General features: G+C 71.0%; 13 protein-coding genes. 3 read left to right on the top strand and 10 right to left on the bottom strand.

Annotated elements, in window-relative coordinates:
- Nucleotides 1–28: 28 nt before the first annotated feature.
- Nucleotides 29–874, bottom strand: a complete 846-nt coding sequence (locus CHC08_RS11465) for an SDR family oxidoreductase (RefSeq protein WP_089207205.1) — start codon at nucleotides 872–874, stop codon at nucleotides 29–31.
- A 54-nt stretch (nucleotides 875–928) separates the two neighbouring features.
- On the opposite strand from CHC08_RS11465, the gene CHC08_RS11470 reads away from it, so the two are divergent.
- Nucleotides 929–1150, top strand: a complete 222-nt coding sequence (locus CHC08_RS11470; RefSeq protein WP_218825249.1) for an AbfB domain-containing protein — start codon at nucleotides 929–931, stop codon at nucleotides 1148–1150.
- Between the two features lie 130 nt (nucleotides 1151–1280).
- Entirely contained in the window at nucleotides 1281–2066 is a 786-nt protein-coding gene (locus tag CHC08_RS11475) for a GNAT family N-acetyltransferase (protein ID WP_089207206.1), read from the top strand.
- Nucleotides 2067–2173: 107 nt separating this feature from the next.
- Here CHC08_RS11475 and CHC08_RS11480 read toward each other — a convergent pair whose 3' ends face one another.
- Both CHC08_RS11480 and CHC08_RS11485 read right to left on the bottom strand, forming a co-directional pair.
- Nucleotides 2174–3994: a hypothetical protein gene (locus tag CHC08_RS11480; RefSeq protein WP_089207207.1), complete on the bottom strand. Its 1821-nt coding sequence runs from the start codon at nucleotides 3992–3994 to the stop codon at nucleotides 2174–2176.
- Entirely contained in the window at nucleotides 3979–4734 is a 756-nt protein-coding gene (locus CHC08_RS11485; RefSeq protein WP_089207208.1) for an ABC transporter ATP-binding protein, read from the bottom strand. Before CHC08_RS11485 ends, CHC08_RS11480 begins: the two co-directional genes overlap by 16 nt.
- 325 nt (nucleotides 4735–5059) lie before the next feature.
- On the opposite strand from CHC08_RS11485, the gene CHC08_RS11495 reads away from it, so the two are divergent.
- A complete protein-coding gene (locus CHC08_RS11495) occupies nucleotides 5060–5329 on the top strand; it encodes a hypothetical protein (protein ID WP_218825250.1) in 270 nt (89 codons plus the stop codon).
- Between the two features lie 267 nt (nucleotides 5330–5596).
- Here the strand turns inward: CHC08_RS11495 and CHC08_RS11500 are convergent, their stop codons facing one another.
- The 7 genes from CHC08_RS11500 to murG form a co-directional block, all read right to left on the bottom strand.
- Nucleotides 5597–6766: a VWA domain-containing protein gene (locus tag CHC08_RS11500; protein WP_089207210.1), complete on the bottom strand. Its 1170-nt coding sequence runs from the start codon at nucleotides 6764–6766 to the stop codon at nucleotides 5597–5599.
- Nucleotides 6759–9524, bottom strand: a complete 2766-nt coding sequence (locus CHC08_RS49460) for a DUF5682 family protein (protein ID WP_179281983.1) — start codon at nucleotides 9522–9524, stop codon at nucleotides 6759–6761. Before CHC08_RS49460 ends, CHC08_RS11500 begins: the two co-directional genes overlap by 8 nt.
- Nucleotides 9521–9874 carry a hypothetical protein gene (locus tag CHC08_RS48150; RefSeq protein WP_143653177.1) on the bottom strand — a complete coding sequence of 118 codons (354 nt, stop codon included), beginning with the start codon at nucleotides 9872–9874 and terminating at the stop codon, nucleotides 9521–9523. Before CHC08_RS48150 ends, CHC08_RS49460 begins: the two co-directional genes overlap by 4 nt.
- Entirely contained in the window at nucleotides 9861–10928 is a 1068-nt protein-coding gene (locus tag CHC08_RS11515) for an ATP-binding protein (protein WP_089207211.1), read from the bottom strand. The genes CHC08_RS48150 and CHC08_RS11515 overlap by 14 nt, the downstream gene beginning before the upstream one ends.
- The gene (locus tag CHC08_RS11520; RefSeq protein ID WP_089207212.1) at nucleotides 10925–12331 is read right to left on the bottom strand and encodes a DUF5691 domain-containing protein; all 1407 of its coding nucleotides are present in this window, start codon (nucleotides 12329–12331) and stop codon (nucleotides 10925–10927) included. Before CHC08_RS11520 ends, CHC08_RS11515 begins: the two co-directional genes overlap by 4 nt.
- On the bottom strand, nucleotides 12328–13806 hold the full coding sequence (locus CHC08_RS11525; protein ID WP_089207213.1) for an SWIM zinc finger family protein: 1479 nt from the start codon (nucleotides 13804–13806) through the stop codon (nucleotides 12328–12330). Before CHC08_RS11525 ends, CHC08_RS11520 begins: the two co-directional genes overlap by 4 nt.
- A gap of 202 nt (nucleotides 13807–14008) precedes the next feature.
- Nucleotides 14009–15178 carry an undecaprenyldiphospho-muramoylpentapeptide beta-N-acetylglucosaminyltransferase gene (gene murG, locus CHC08_RS11530; RefSeq protein WP_089207214.1) on the bottom strand — a complete coding sequence of 390 codons (1170 nt, stop codon included), beginning with the start codon at nucleotides 15176–15178 and terminating at the stop codon, nucleotides 14009–14011.
- Between the last annotated feature and the right edge of the window lie 226 nt (nucleotides 15179–15404).

Here is a 15404-nt window from a genome sequence, read left to right on the forward strand (position 1 = left end):
GTTTCACTGGATTCACGCGGGACCCCTGTCAGTCCCAGCGGCGGAAGCCGCCCTCGCTGCTGATGGTCTGTCCGGTGATCCAGGCCGCGTCGTCGGTCACCAGCCAGGCGATCAAACGGGCGGGGTCGTCGGGGGTCCCCCAGCGGCGCGTGGGGAAACGGTGCTCCACGGCCTCCAGGACGTCGGGTGGGGCGTAGCCGGTGTCAACGGGGCCGGGGTTGACGGTGTTCAGGGTGATCGCCTGGTCGGCGAGATGGTCGGCGAGGGTACGGGTGATGGAGGCCAGGGCGCCCTTGCTGGCGGCATAGGCGACTTCGTCGCGCATGGGGCCCAGGTCCTGGCCGGAGGTCATGAAGATGATCCGGCCGCCGGGGCGGCCGTCATGCTGGGCGGCGAAGGCCTGGGCCAGCAGGATGGTCGAGCGGGTGTTGACCGCCCAGTGCGCGTCCAGCATGGCGGCGTCCAGCTCGCCCAGCGGGCCGTCGCCGCCGCTGCGGGCGTGGTTGCACACCAGGATGTCCAGATGCCCGAACTCGCCGGCCGCGGCACGGATGAGCGCGGCCGGTGCGTCCGGATCGGTCAGGTCGGCACCCCGATGGGCGACGGTGGCCTCCGGGTCGGCCAGGGCCTGAGCGACGCCGTCGAGGATGGCCTGCGGGCCGCCGGGGTCCGCTCCCCACGGCTGGTCATGGTCGTGCGGAGCATGGTGGTGCAGAAACACGCTGGCGCCCAGGGACGCCAGACGGCGGGCAGTGGCGTACCCGATGCCGATGCGCCGGCTGACCCCGGTGACCACGGCTGCGCGTCCGCGCAGCGGCAACGGGTCTGTACGCAGCCGAGAATCCGGATTCCCGGGCAAGTCGCTATAAGCCATGATCGCAAGTATGGTGAAATTCGGGCGGACCCAGCTGCGCGTGGCCGATCGACGGTGAACGGAAGCGCGGTGTTCGCCGCCGACGTCACCTTCTGCCCCCAGACCGGCAGGAACGGCCGGGGCAGCTCACTCGCCTCGTACAACTATCCGACGAGGTTCCTGCGCCACTACGACAACACCGTCTCCATCGCGAGCAACGGCGGCTCGAACACCTTTGACGCCACCGGCTCGTGGGCCGACGACGTGAGCTGGGTCGTCGGTCAGCCCTGGTCCTGAATCCTCTCGCTCGAAACAGAGCCGTCGCAGAGCCGTCCCCGGTCCACGGGGACGGCTCGGTACGCGACGGCGAGGTGCCGCGCCCGAAACCCGGTTGCCGTCGCCGGCGTGGTTCTGGTCGGATGCCCGCATGGATCGACAAGCGGTACTCGCGGCCTTCGACGAGCAGCTACGCCGGCGTCCGGAGCCCGACGCGCCGGACGGGTACGTCGAGCACGACGGCGGCGTGATCCGCAGCATGTCCGCCGGGGACGGTTGGGCGGGGGTGACCTGGTGCGATCTGGACCCCGCCGGCGCCGACGCGGTCATCGCCGCGCAGATCCATCGGTTCGCGGGACTGGCTCGCCCCTGGGAGTGGAAGCACTACTCCTACGACCGGCCCCCGGATCTCCCCGACCGGCTGCTCGCGGCCGGTTTCACTCCTCAGCCGGCCGAGGCCCTGCTCGTCGCCGAGATCGCGGACCTTCCGCTCGAGATGTCACCTCCCCCGGGCGTGGAACTGCTGGCGGTCGTCGACGGACAAGGTGTCGACGCGCTCGTGCGGGTGCATGACGAGGTGTTCGGCGGAGACCACTCCCCCGTGGGCAGAACCCTGCTGGCCGGTCTCGCGGGCCGGGGCGGTACGACCGCGGCCGTGGTCGCCCTGGCCGGGCGGACTCCGATCTCCGCCGGGCGCGTGGAGTTCCACGACGGCACCGACTTCGCCAGCCTGTGGGGCGGCGGCACGTTGCCCGCCTGGCGAGGCCGTGGCGTGTTCCGCTCGCTGGTGGCCCACCGGGCCGCCCTGGCGGCGGCCAGGGGCTTCCGCTACCTACAGGTCGACGCCTCCCCGGACAGCCGTCCGATCCTGAAGCGCCTCGGCTTCGTCGAGCTCGCCACCACGACCCCGTTCACGCACCCGGGCGGAGCCGGCTGACGTCGGCTCCGCCCGGCCCTCACCCGGTACGGCGGCGCACGCCCGTGCCCTCCTTGTCCGAGACGAGGTGTCGCCGTATTCACCGCCCGTCGTCGGCGGCGACCCGGCTACGCCGCCTCCGTGGAGGTGACCGTTTCGCGGCCGGCGACGGGAGACTCCTTACGCCGGTAAGAGACGATCACGCCTGTCGTGTACATGGCCACTCCCAGGACGACCATGAACACGATCGTGGGCCACTGCAGCCACGACGGTAGATAGAGGGCCAGAAACCATGAGCGCGTGGAGCTTTCGGAGACCTTGAGGTAACCGGCCACCACGCCCTGCGGGAACAGTGGGATCGCACCGGTCGTGAAGCAGATCATGGCGATGATCTGCTGACGGCGCGTCAGGTCCTCGAAGCGGGTTCGACCGACGGCACCGGGTTTCGCGGCCGGTCGGCGCCCGGTGCGCATCATGTCGAGCAGCTCGGGTCCCTCCGCGAGCAGCCGTCGCTCGGCGAGAAGCCCGAATCCCCAGTAACAGAGAACACCCGTCAGGGCTCCGACGGCCACGCCCGCCCAGCCGAGCAGCGCGGTCGCGATCGCCGCGGGGACCGCGGTGAGGGCGGTCAGCGCCAGCACCGCGTACACCATGCCGGTGACCGCGCCGTCCTCCTCCGTGGAGCGCAGTGGATTGCCGCCGCGCCGGTGCGGGTCGGTGCCGGGGATGAGCGCGTACACCGAGGCCAGGGGCACCAGCCCGGCGCCTCCGCCCAGCAGGGCGAGAAGTATGGCGAGCAGTGTGGGCTCCGGCCCTCCGGTGACCACGGCGAGAGAGAGCGTCAGCACGACGGCGAGGGGCGCGACGGCCAGCAACCACGCGTGCTGCCGCCCGCGGACGTCGGTCGCTCCCGGTGTCATGAGGGTGAGCCACAGGGCGGTGCCGTCGCTGCCGTAGAGATTGGCGGACATCGCCGCGGCCATCAAGACGAAGATCGGACCCGCCCAGGGCAGCATTCCGTTCCAGTTCATCAGCAGCGGGGCCGCCGCGAAGCACACGCCGTAGGCGAAGGCGAAGGTCAGCTGGTGCGTGCGCACCAGGTCTCGCGACCAGGTACGCAGTTCCTTGGCCAGCACGGCACCGGAGGCGGTGGTGGCCCGCATCGGCCTGCGTCCCCGGGTGGCGGCCCTGGTCGCCCCCGCACGCCGGGTGAGGAGGGCCGCCCATGCGGTCAGCAGCAGGGCGATGAGCAGCGCCATTCCGCCGAGAGCCGCCGCCGCCCGCAACCAGTCGCCGGACGCGGCGGCCTCGACCGCGACCAACCCCCAGCCGGAGGGCAGGTAGCGGGTCACCGTCGTCACCACCGGCGGGATGCCCTGCGTCTGGCCGAGCGCCACGAAGACGACCCAGATCTGGCCGAGGGTCGCCAGGATCAGGCCGTTGATCAGGCCGGCGCCGATCGCGCCGACGCGGGAGCGCAGGGCCAGGCCGAGCAGGGCCACCGCGACCCGGGAGAGCAGGACGAACACCACGAGCTGGAGCAGCAGCGCGGGGACCGAGACGAGAGCGGCCACGACGCCCTGCCGCGCTCCGAATACCGTCAGCCCGGTGAGGGCGAGCAGGCTGATCACCGGCGCCACCCCGACGAAGGCCGCCACGAGCAGCCCCGAGGCCAGACGGCGCGGCGGCAGGCCCACCAGCGTGAAGTACTCGGGACGGAGCGTCTCGTCGCCTCCCCCGGCGAAGACGGGGCCGAAGATCCAGCCCAGCATCCAGACGGCGTAGACGGCCGTGAGCAGATCGGCCCACGAGAAGGCCAGGAAGATCGTGCCGACCGCGAGAACCAGGCCGACCAACGCGCCCATGACGATGAAGCCGGCCCGCTGGCCGGTCATCGAATGACGGAGCACGGCCACCTTCATCTGGACCATGGTCAGCGCGACAGCCACGTCAGCTCCTTCGATCCGCCGTCGGAGGCGCCGACCAGGCCGACGAAGGTGTCTTCGAGGGAGCCGTCGCCGCGGACCTCGTTCAGAGACCCCGCCGCGGCCACCTTTCCCTTGTCGATCACCGCGACGTGGTCGCAGAGCTGCTCCACGAGGGCCATGACGTGGCTGGAGAGCACGATGGACCCGCCGCCGGCCACGAACCCCCGCAGGATCGTCTTGATCGTCGCGGCCGACACCGGGTCCACGGCCTCGAAGGGCTCGTCGAGCACCAGCAGCCTCGGCGCGTGCAGCAGGGCGGTGGCCAGCCCGATCTTCTTGCGCATTCCGGTGGAGTACTCGATGACGAGCGTCTTCTCCGCCTCGTCGAGCTCCAGGACGGACAGCAGTTCCTCGGCGCGCTGGTCGACGACCTCGCGCGGCAGCCCGCGGAGCAGGCCGAGGTAGGTCAGCACCTCGCGGCCGGTGAGCCGTTCGGGCATGGCCATCCCGTCGGGCAGCACCCCGACCAGCGTCTTGGCCTCGGCCGGGTTGGACCAGACGTCGGCTCCGAAGATCCGCGCGCCTCCTTCGTCGGGACGCAGCAGGCCGACGGCCATGGACAGAGTGGTGGTCTTACCGGCGCCGTTCTGGCCGACAAGCCCGTAGAAGGAGCCTTGGGGGATGCTCAGGTCGACGTGGTCGACGGCGACCTTCTCTCCGAAAGTCTTACATAAGCCTGAGATTTCGAGCGCTGCGGTCATACGTCACTCCGGGTCGTGAGCGTGAAGAGGACACTCAGTGCGTGTGCGAGATGATCCAGATCTGGATCGGAAAATACGATCATCTGAGCAGGTATCGCGTCAATGGCGCCGCGGATTACAAGCGTCATCGCTCGAAGGTCGAAGTCGCGGCCCTCGCCCGTCCGCCGTCCCCGGATCAGCATCTTCTCCGGGACCGCGAGGGCGATCTCATGCTGGGCGGCGCAAGGGTCTGGCCAGCGAAGCGGGCAAAGTCTTGCTAAACGGCGTTACTGGTCCATGCGAGACGGGGATTGGCGACAGTACATCGTGACTCACGGAGGCCGCCATGGTCCAGAGAACCAGCACCGCCTCGAACGGCCGCACGCGCGCCCGGGCGGACCAGCCGCAGCGGCCACACGTCAGCGTGCCGGTGATCGGCACGCTGACTCTGCCGCCACCGGATCGGCTCGTCTTCTACGCCGTACTGGGCGCGCTGGGTGCCTTGGAGATCATTGAATGGCCCATCGCGCTTGTCGTCGGGGTCGGTCACTACCTGACCGAACAGCGCTTCTCCCCCGCCCTGCAGGAAGCCGGACAGGCCGCCGAAGCGGCCTAGCTCAGCGAAACGACCAGGTCAGGGTTCGGAGACGTCCAACTCATCAAGCAGCCAACGTACTTGCATCAACCGACATAAATGGTGTCAATCAACGAAAAACGGTTAGAAGACCCTGAATTTCCAGAAAACAATCGTTTTATCCATAAGCGGAGTATCCAAAAAAGCGCGACCCCGTAATCACCGTGAGACGTCGCCGCAGATCGCGGGTCGCCGCCGTTTTGACGCTCTGACAGGGGTGGGCCTCCGTGCCGCCCCCGTCAGAGCCGATCAGATCGCCGTCCGGCCCAGCTGCCGCTCGGCCCACTGGCCGATGTCGCGACGCTCGATCGCGGCGGCCATCAGGTCGGGAAAGGCATCGGGGGTGCAGGCGAAGGCGGGCACCCCAAGGGCGGCGAGCGCGGCGGCGTTGTCGTGGTCGTAGAAGGGCGCACCTTCGTCCGACAGCGCGAGCAGCACGATCACCTGGATTCCGGCGGCGGTCATCTGGGCGACCCGGCGGAGCATCTCCTCCCGGACGCCGCCCTCGTAGAGGTCGCTGATCAGAATGAAGATCGAGTCGGTGGGCCGGGTGATGAGGCCCTGGCCGTAAGCGATGGCCCGATTGATGTCGGTACCGCCACCGAGCTGGGTGCCGAACAACAGCTCGACCGGGTCGTGAAGCTGGTCGGTGAGGTCGACGACCGCGGTGTCGAAGACCACCAGCGACGTCCTGAGCGAGCGCATCGAGGCGAGCACCGCGCCGAAGACGCTCGAATAGACGACGGAGGCGGCCATCGAACCGCTCTGGTCGATGCAGAGCACGACCTCGCGCTGGACCGCCCGCTGCCGCCGGCCGTACCCGATCAGCCTCGACGGGATCACGGTGTTGCGGTCGGGAAGATAGTTCTTCAGGTTGGCTCGGATCGTACGGTCCCAGTCGATGTCGGCCACCCGCTTGGGCCGGTGGGTCCGCGCCGAGCGATCCAGCGCCCCGGTCACCGCGGCCTTCGTCTTCTGCACGAGCTTGCGCTCCAGCTCGGAGACGACCTTTCGGACCAGCGCCCTCGCCGACTCGCGGGCCTTATCGGGCATCACACGGTTGAGCGACAGGATCGTGCCGACCATGTGGACGTCCGGCTCGACGGCTTCCAGCATCTCCGGCTCAAGCAGCAGCCTGGTCAGGTTCAGTCGCTCGACGGCGTCCTTCTGCATGACCTGGACGACGGTCGAGGGGAAATATGACCGGATGTCGCCCAACCATCGCGCCACCCGGGGTGCGGAGGCGCCCAGACCGCCGCTCCGCTCGCTCGAGCTCCCGCCACCGTCACCGCTCCCGCCGCTGTTGTACAGCGCGGCCAGAGCTCCGTCCATCTGGGCGTCGGTCCCGCCGAGCGCGCATCCGGTGCCGTCGGCGTCTCCGCCCAGCACCATCCGCCAGCGACGCAGCCTCTCATCCATCAGCGCTCTCCGCCTTCCCCAGAATCGTCAGTACGGTTCGTACGGCCGCCGCCGCGCGCCTCTCGTCGAGATCCGTCACCTCCTGCACCCCGTGGGCCGCCCCGGTGGTGAGCGAGCGCACCCGCGAGCCGATCGAACGTCGCTCCGGAGCGGCGAAGGCGCCGAACGTCCGCCGGAGCAGCGGCAGCACGTCCACGAACGTCTCCGGGGCGAGCCCGATGAGCCACTCGTCGACCAGACCGAGCAGCCGGGAGTCGTGGACGAGCAGCAGTCCGCCACCCGACAGGAATCCCTCGATCCAGGCCGCCGCCCTCGCGGGCGGATGTCCCGCCGACATCGCCCGCGACATCCGCAGGCCCACTTCGGTCGCATCGAGATCCCCGGCGTCCAGCAGGATCCTGGTGAGCCGTCCCTCGATGATCCCGTGCAGGTCGGCCCGGCCCGACGCGCCACGCAGCGTGGTCAGCCACCGCGCCTGGGGCGCCTCCTCCCCTGAGCCGCCGTCGAGCAGGGCCACCGAGGCGTGCACCCCGTCGATGTGGCGCAGCAGGTCACGGGCGGCGTCGTCGTCCAGCCCGGTGACCGCTCCGCCCAGCCCGACGCAGATCCTGGTGAGCAGGGCGTCGACGATGGTGGTCAGACCCGCGGCGGGGGTGCCGCGCACGTCGCCGTAGCGCTGGGCGCGGACCATCGCGGGGAGCGCCGCCATCAGGTGCGTGACGTCGCTGTCCAGCGCGGCCCGCGCCGACAGCGAGTCGAGCACGTACGGCAGCGCGTCCGGCAGATCCGCGAGCAGGCACCGCTCCACCAGCCCGGTGAGGCCGGCCAGCGTGACCCCCGCGGTCGCCCCGCCTCGCGGGCCACCGGATGCCCCGGGCGCGCCAGGTCCCGTGCCTCCCCGACCCGGCATTCCCGCACCGGGCGCCATACCCGGTGTTCCCGCACCGGGTCCTCCCCCCGTACCCGGCATTCCCGCGCCAGGTCCTCCCGCGCCCGGTGTCCCTCCGCCGGGTCCTGCCATACCGGGCGTTCCCGCACCACCTCGTGTGGCCGCGCCAGGTCCCTGTCCGCCGTCGGCCAGGTCACGGACCTTGGCGGAGGCCGCGGCGGAGACGGTCGTGCCCCAGGCGCTCGCCTCGATCAACTCGATGTCGAACTCGGGCCGCCAGGCGAGCGTCCACGACTCGCGGAAGGTGCCCTTGCTCCGGCTCTCCTGGGGGGTCCCCCAGTCGACGCCGAGCAGGCGCAGACGGTGCAGCAGCCTGCTGCGCTCCAGGTCGAGGGGTTTGCGCAGGTCGAGGTCGTGCTCGCGGCCTGGCGCCTCGGGCTTGAGCTTCACCCGGCGCTGCTCCTCCCGGAGGTGGCGCTGGAGGGGGACCATCGGGGTCGCGTCGGGCACGTGGCCGAGCCGCTCCCCCACGACCATGTGCCGCTGGATCAGCTCCACCGGCAGGTCGTCGCCCTCGCACAGCACCGCCCTGACAGCCTCGGTGACCTCTTCCAGCCCGGCCAGCGGCCGTCCCCTGAGCACGGCCAGGCTCTCCGCGAGCCGTACCGCCTCGATAACGTGCGCGGAGGAGACCGGCAGGTCCTCGTCACGGAGCACCCTCGCGGCCTCGGTCAGCCACCGCTCCACGGGACGGTCGGGAGCGGCGAACAGGTGGTGGTACCAGCCCGGCGACGTCACCCCCGCGCCATATCCGCTCCAGGCGGCCAGCCGTCCGTACGTCCACGGCACCCAGGTCATCTCGGCCTTGACCTTGGGCAGCCCCTTGAGCAGCGCGTCGTCGGCCTTGGCCGTGGGCAACCCCGCGCCCCAGGCCGCGCTCTCCCGCGTCGGGCCGTCCGACGACCCGCCCGGCGAGCCGGTCAGAGCGGGCACGTGCCACGCTCCGCAGACCACGGCGATCCGCTCGAACCCGTCCTTGACCGCCTTGCGGATCGTGCGCCGCATGAAGGCCTCGCGCCTGGCCTCGTACGTGTCGGTGACGTGCCCTTCGCGAACCGCCGCCATCGCCTCGGCGATCACCTGGAACGGGGTGTCCCCCCGATGCTCGACCGCGTCTTCCCACCATCGCTCGGGATCGTCGTATCCGGCGGCGTGAGCGAGCACCCCGATCGGATCGGCCCGTAAGGCGGGTGTTCCGGCATCGTGTCTCTCAGCGTCCTGCGGCTGCGCTCCCTGTGGCTCCAACCCCCGCGGCTGCGGTTCTGAGTCCTGTCCCTTCTCGTCCTGTGGCACGGCGCCCTGCGCCTTGCCGTCCTGCGACCCGTCCCGTGCCTTCCCATCCTGCGGGTCCACGTCCTGCGGTCCAGCGTCTTGCGCCTTGCCGCCCTGCGGCCCTACATCCTGCGTCTTCCCGTTCTGTGGCTCTGTGTCCCGCGCTTTCCCGTCCTGCGGATCCGCGTCCTGCGGCACGGCCTCCGGCGTGTCCGGACGGGAGGCAAGGCTGTGCGCGGCGGGCAGGTCGCAGAAGCGGACCGGGATGCCCGCCTCCACCGCGTGGCGGAGCGCCTGCCATTCGGGCGAGAACACCGCGAAGGGCCAGAACGCGGCCTTGGACGGCTCGCCCGGCACGTGGGCCAGTAACGCCACCGGCGGTTCGAGATCGGAGTCCTTGGCCAGCTCGACCAGTGCGTCGGCCTCCGGCGGACCCTCGATGAGCACGATGTCCGGCCTGAGCCGTTCGAGCTCGTCTCGCAGAGACCGCGCCGACCCCGGCCCGTGATGCCGAACTCCCAGTATGGAGACGCTCACGGGCATCCTCCGGACAACGCGGTGCCCATCTCCGCGCCCGTGACTGCTTCCATGGCCGTTTCCATTTCCGCGTCCACGTCCGTGACTGCTTCCGTCGCCGTCGCCGTCGCCGTCGCCGTCGCCGTGGCAGTAGCGGTAGCCGCGTCCGTGGTGGTGGCCGCATCCACGTCCGTAGCCGCTGCCGTAGTCGTGGCCGTGACCGCTGTCGCAGTCGTGGCCGCTGCCGTGGCCGTGGCCGTGGTCGTGGTCGTGGTCGTGGTCGTGGTCGATGATGCGGTGCGGCTGTCGTCGGGCGGTGTCATCGACGCGAGCGTGCCCATCCGGGCGGTCGCCGCCTCAGCCCGCGTCACGGCAGGCCCGGTAGAAGTCGCGCCAGTCCTGGCGCTCGCGGACGACGGTCTCGAGGTATTCGCGCCAGACGACACGATCGGAGACCGGGTCCTGGACCACGGCACCGACGATTCCGGCGGCCACGTCGGAGGGGCGGAGCACACCGTCGCCGAAGTGGGCGGCCAGGGCGATGCCGTTGGTGAGGACGGAGATGGCCTCGGCGGTGCTGAGGGTGCCGCTGGGAGACTTGACCTTGGTCCGGCCGTCCTCGGTGACGCCGCTGCGCAGCTCCCGGAAGACCGTGACGACGCGGCGGATCTCCTCCAGCCCGGTGAGGGTCTTGGGCAGCTCAAGGGAGCGGCCGAGCTGGTCGACGCGGCGGGAGACGATGTCCACCTCCTCCTGCGCGGTGGCGGGCACCGGCAGCACGACGGTGTTGAACCTGCGGCGCAGCGCGCTGGACAGGTCGTTGACCCCCCGGTCACGGTCGTTGGCGGTGGCGATGATGTTGAAGCCGCGTGAGGCCTGGACCTCCTGGTTGAGCTCGGGAATGGGCAGCGTCTTCTCCGACAGCACGGTGATCAGCGCGTCCTGGACGTCGGAGGGCATTCGAGTCAGCTCCTCCACCCTGGCGATCCGTCCCTCGGACATGGCCCGCATCACCGGACTCGGTGTGAGCGCCGCCATGGACGGCCCCTCGGACAGCAGCCGGGCGTAGTTCCAGCCGTAACGGATGGCCTCCTCGGCGGTGCCCGCCGTACCCTGCACGAGCAGGGTGGAGTCACCGCTGATCGCGGCGGCGAGGTGCTCCGACAGCCAGGTCTTGGCGGTGCCGGGCACGCCGAGCAGCAGCAACGCGCGGTCCGTGGCGAGAGTCGCCACGGCCACCTCCACGATGCGACGAGGCCCGATGTATTTGGGGGTGATCTGCTCTCCGTCGCCGAGGATGTAAGTGGTCACCGCCCAGGGCGACAGCTTCCAGCCCGGCGGCCGGACCCGGTCGTCGCTCTTGGCCAGGACCTCCAGCTCCTCGGCGTACTGGTCTTCGGCGTGGGCCCGCAGAACCGTTGTCAATGGAGCTCCTTCAACATGTCGTCACGGAAACGCAGGAGGGCGGCGACCTCCTGGATGGGGGGTTCGGGCGAGAGCCGCTCCGCCATACCGCAGAGGGCGGGGTCGATACGCTCACCCGCGAGTTTGGCCAGCTCCCCGATGTTCCAGGGCTGGGTCTCGGAGACCTCGATGATCTTCTGCAGCACGGCCATCGCCAGGTCTGGTCCCCAGGGGGCCGCCGCCCCTCCGAGAACCATGATCAGCTGACCGTCCAGGCCGTGCCGCCGGACGAAGCCGGCCGCGACGACCTCCTGCTCCGCGGGAGGCAGCGCGGCCAGCAGGTCGGCGAGCGGATCCGAGGCGAACAGCTCTCGCGCCCACTCCGGATCGCCCTGGAGCACGGTGGCCCTGACCCATCCCGCCATGACCTCGCGGCCCCAGTCGACGATCTTCATCTGGACGAGCTCTCGAGGCGGGTGACCGAGCAGCCGGGGCCAGACGCCGAGCGAGGCGCGGGCCACGGCCTGCTGGAGCCACCAGCTCTTCTCCCCGGTGCCCCTGGGCGGCTTGGCCCGGATGCCGTCGCGCTCCATCGTGCTGTCACAGGCGACGGGCGGGGTGACGTGGATCTTCCCGCCCACGACGGTGACGTAGCGGGCGACCCGCTCGGCCATGCGCAGGGCCAGACGCGAGTCCGGCAGGCGGGTGAGCAGGTCGGCGGCCTGGTGACGGACTTCGCGGCGGCGGTCGTCGAGCACCGTCTCCAGGAACGGTTCGTCGTCGAGGGAGAGCCCGTCGGCGAGCACCTCCAGGAACGCCGCCCTGTCGTCGGGAGTCTCCTTCTCCCACGTCACGGCGAGCAGCTTCCTGGCTTCCGCCGGATCCACCGCCCGCAGTGCGGCCAGGTGGGCGCGGCGGTCACCCGAGGTGCCCAGCTCCCAGACCTCCGGGGCGTTCGCGGAGCCCGCGGCGGCTACCGTGACCTCCTCCAGCAGGAAGCCCCACGCCGGGTTGAGCCCGGCCAGCCAGCGCCCCCGGTTTCCGGCGAGGACGCCGAGATGGGAGCGGATCGACCGATCCCTGGCCGCGTGGTCGAGAAGCTCGGGCAGCAGGTGCGGAGAGAGCCGGTAGCCGCACCCGGCGGCGATCTCCAGCCATTCGGCGAGCAGTCGTGGCTGCTCGCCCCCGAGGATCCTGGCGAGCCTGCCGCCCGCCGCACGCGAGACTACCGGCTGCTCCTCGGGCGCCGCGACACTCAGCGGCTCACTCGCCACCGGTCTCCGGCCTGCCCGCATCCGCAACGTGTGCACGGCGGCGCGTCCGAGCAACTCGATCTCACCGGCGGCCTCTCCCGCCTGCGGGCGGCGGTCGGTGCCGACGAGCGCGGTCGAGACCAGATCCTCCCATTCGGCCGAGGCGTTCACAGAACGATCACTTGCCCTTCCTCGTCCCAGGTGGTGAGGGGTCGCAGACCCCTCGGGGTCCATTCGGCGGCGATGGTCAGGGGGTGGCCGCCCGAGACGGCCACCAACCGCCAGGGAGTGCCGATGGACGGGTGCAGCGGGATCCCGCCGGAGGGACCGGCGATATGCCAGGAGCCGCTTCCGGCCGGGGTCACCGGACCGAGCACGACGGGCCAGGAGTCCAGCCAGGGATCTCCCGCCAGGGCGGCGGCCACCTCGTCCAGCGCCTCCTCCACGGTCGATCCAGACGGAAATCCGGTGGAAACGGTGCCGTGGCGGGCGGCGACCAGGGCCCGGAGCGGTGCGGAGCCGGGATAGAACGCCAGGTCGGCGTCCAGGGTCGTACCTGTGACGAGCGAGGCGTCGAGGGCCTGTCCCGCCATGGCGAACGAGAGCACGAGCGCGGCCCTGCCCGTGTGCCTGCCACGGAGCCAGACCCGGCGTGCGATCAGCCGATCCTGCTCCTCGTCCCGGCGCCCCAGCACGTCCCACAGATCGCGGACCGTCTCCCCCGCGAGCACCTCCTCCTTCGTGACCGGGAAACCGACCCGCTCGCGAACTCTCTGCAGAAGCCCCGTGCCGCCCACTCCCTCCCGAATCCCCGGCGCCTCGGCGGCGGAGCCGGTGACGGCGGCTGCGGCCGAGCCGGTGGTTGTGGCGGTGACAGCGGCTGCGGTATCGGCGCCGACGGCGGGGCCGGTGGCGGGCGCCGCATCGGAGTCGGCCACGGCGGGATCGGTAGTGGCGACGGCGGCGGAGAGACGGCGGTGGGCCACGCAGAGGAGATGGAGGAGCGCGTATTCGCTGAGAAGACGGGCGGGCCAGTCCTCGCTGTTCAGGACGGAGCTCAGGCGGGAGAGGGCACCGGCGACGGCCGGAGCCTGGGCATCGATCAGGCGTTTGGACAGCTCATCCCAGTGGTCGTGGCGCCGGGATCCGGCGATGCCCTGCCTGATCTGGTCGGCGAGCCAGCGCTCCAGGTCCGACAGTCCGGCGGCCACACGCTGCTCACGCTGCTCGGCCCGGCGGGTGTCGGCGGGACCCGCAGCCGCCGCCTGGGGTGCCTCGACCGCCTCCGCCGCGCGGGTCGTCGCCTTGACGAGGCGCTCACGCCGCTGGTCGAGCCACTCGGCCACCCAGTCGGCAGGCTCCTCGGCGGCGGGGACTCCGCCGGCCGACCACAGGAGCAGCAGGCCGAGAGCGTGTTTGCAGGGAAACTTCCGGCTTGGGCAACTGCATCGGTAGGCGGGCTCGGACAGGTCGACGCACGCCCGGTAGGGCGTGGAGCCGCTGCCCTTGCACCCGCCCCACACCGCGTCGGCGGTGGCTCCGATTCCCGACCACTTGCCGGGAGAAGAAACTCCTTGGGCCGCTTTCTGGGATGGGGCGTCGGGCGCGAGCGCGAGCACCTGATCCCGGTTCCACCGTTCGATCACGGACCGAACGCTAGCCAACCCCTCCGACAAAACCGGACCTGCTCAACAGACGAAACTTACGCCTCTCTACACGGCTGCCGCCCCGCCCCCGGACGGCCGTCTCCACCGGCCGGGGAACAGCTGTCACCGCGTCCCCCGCAAGACCGCCACCGCCGGAGAACCGCCGTCGCCACGCCCCCGTACGGCTGTCGCCACGGACCGCTCAGGTGAGGTCGGGGACGTGTGCCTCTTCGAGGATGACCTTAGCGAGAACGCCGGCCGCGTCGACGCGGCTCAGCGACCGGGCCGCGGCGGCCATGTGGGCGCGCGCCGCCTGGTCTCCGAGGAGGACGTCGAGCTCCGCGAGGAGCTGGTCGGCGCGGGGGCCGTTCTCCAGCAACGCTCGCGCGGCGCCCGACTCGACCAGATACCGGGCGTTCTGGCGCTGCTCGTCCCCGGCGGACGGGACCAGGGGAATGAGGACCGACGGCTTGCCCACGGCGGTCAGCTCCGCGATGGTTCCCGCGCCGCTGCGGGAGATCACGATGTCGGTGGCGGCGAAGACGTCGGCCAGTTCGTCGCCGACGTAGGGCACCGGCTGGTAGCGCTGCCTCAACTCGGCGGGCAGCCCGTCCGCCGCCCGCGTGAGCTGGGCGATCCAGTCGGGGCCGCACTGGTGGAGCACCTGCGCGCGGGTGAGCAGCGAGGGCAGGATCGCCTCGACCATGGTGTTGATCTGGCGGCTTCCCTGCGCGCCGCCGGTCACGTAGATCAGGGGCAGCTCCGGTGAGAGTCCGAAGTGCCGCCGTGCCGAGGCGGCGTCGCCGTGCAGCAGGTGCGTCCTGACGGGGTTGCCGGTCACGACGGCCCGGCCGCGCGCCGAGGCGGGCAGGTGCTCGATCGACGACGGATGCGTGAGTGCGACCCGGGTGGCGAACCGCGACAGGATGCGGTTGGCCAGGCCGAGTGAGGTGATCTGCTCGTGCATCACCAGCGGGCGGCCGAGCACCCGCGCGGCGAGTCCCAGGGGCACGCACACGTACCCGCCGGTGGACAGCACCACATCCGGCCGGTATCGGGCGGCGACCCCGAAAGCCTGCAGGACTCCGACGGGGATCCGGAACATGTCGGCCAGGTTGGTGAGCAGTTCGCGCATGTTGGGCGAGCGCCGGAGCTTGCCCGCCTTGATCGCTCGGAAGGGGATGCCGTTCTCGGCGGCGATGCGGGCCTCGAGGCCGCTCGCCGTACCCACCCAGAGCACGTCGAGGTCGAGGCCGCGAGCGGCGGCCTGCTCCCTGACCGCCCCGACCGTGGTCAACGCGGGGTAGGTGTGACCGCCGGTCCCACCTCCGGTGACAAGCAGCCGCAGGGATCGGCGATTTTCGGCCTTCATCTTTTTTGCTGTCCTTCCACCATCACGGTCGTTCACACGTATCGGCCGCGCCGGAGCGCGGGGCGGCCTCGCGCACCGTACCGGTGGTTGTGGCAAAGATCTACTTCGGCGGGGCCCGGCCCCCGGCGAGAGGGACGGTGAGAACCTCTGCCCGCCGCCGGTCCGGCCGGGAGCGACGATGTCCGGGCATCGAGGCGCTCAGGACCGGCGACGGGATGGCCGCCGA

Origin of the sequence: Streptosporangium subroseum (assembly GCF_900188345.1) — a bacterium.
In the GTDB taxonomy this organism is placed as follows: Bacteria; Actinomycetota; Actinomycetes; order Streptosporangiales; family Streptosporangiaceae; genus Streptosporangium; species Streptosporangium subroseum.